General features: G+C 60.3%; 2 protein-coding genes. Both read right to left on the bottom strand.

What is annotated here, in order from left to right:
• Window positions 1–2: 2 nt before the first annotated feature.
• A complete protein-coding gene (locus tag ACNFCJ_RS24095) occupies window positions 3–263 on the bottom strand; it encodes a hypothetical protein (protein WP_416773897.1) in 261 nt (86 codons plus the stop codon).
• On the bottom strand, window positions 260–632 hold a 373-nt coding region (locus ACNFCJ_RS24090; RefSeq protein ID WP_416773896.1), incomplete at its 5' end, for a hypothetical protein. The genes ACNFCJ_RS24090 and ACNFCJ_RS24095, both read right to left, overlap by 4 nt.

The raw sequence follows: 632 nt of genomic DNA, 5'->3' as shown, positions 1-632 counted from the left end.
CATCACACCTCTCCTTCTTCGCTCTGGCTGGGTTGCTGGGCTTTTACGGCGCGTTCATCCAGCCAATCCGCCACTTCGTTGCACGCGGCTGCCAGCTCACGCAGTTCCTTGCTGTCGAAATAGGTTTTCTCGGCGTCTCCGTATTCGCCAAGCATCGACCCATTGACCTCGCGGTAATCCGGGTTGACTACTGGTGAAAAGTTGCCAAGCGTGCGCATCCATCCACGCGCGCTTTCGCTCACCTCTCGCTCGAAGTCGCTCATGCCTCACCCCCATTGAGAAGGGCGCGGAGTTGGCGATTTGTTGCCGCTACCTGCGTGCGCCCGCAGTAGTGCGGGCCTTCGCATTCACATTGATCCAGCTCAAGCCAGTCATTTAGGTGTCTAGCAGCTCTCTGAACTAACTCCCTCGGCACGCTCACCCGCTCGGGCGCGGACTGCTGGGCGGAAAGGGCGGCGACTATGCGGTTGTGCTGGGCGACGGTCATGAGAGGGGTGATTGGGTAATCGTTGTTTACCCAATCCAACATCACGCGCCGCTCGGCGGTGGTGTACATGGGATTATCGGCATCCTGCCACGCAACCGCCTCCACCTCTTCCACAGCCGATCCAGCAGCCGGCAGGGAGGGGGCT

Origin of the sequence: Pseudomonas sp. NY15364 (assembly GCF_048068235.1) — a bacterium.
Taxonomy (GTDB): domain Bacteria; phylum Pseudomonadota; class Gammaproteobacteria; order Pseudomonadales; family Pseudomonadaceae; genus Aquipseudomonas; species Aquipseudomonas mendocina_D.
This window is presented reverse-complemented; position numbering and strand designations above follow the sequence as displayed.

Bases quoted from the DNA above. Each gene is read 5' to 3' on its own strand.
- ACNFCJ_RS24095 (WP_416773897.1), bottom strand. From the start codon at position 263: ATGAGCGACTTCGAGCGAGAGGTGAGCGAAAGCGCGCGTGGATGGATG.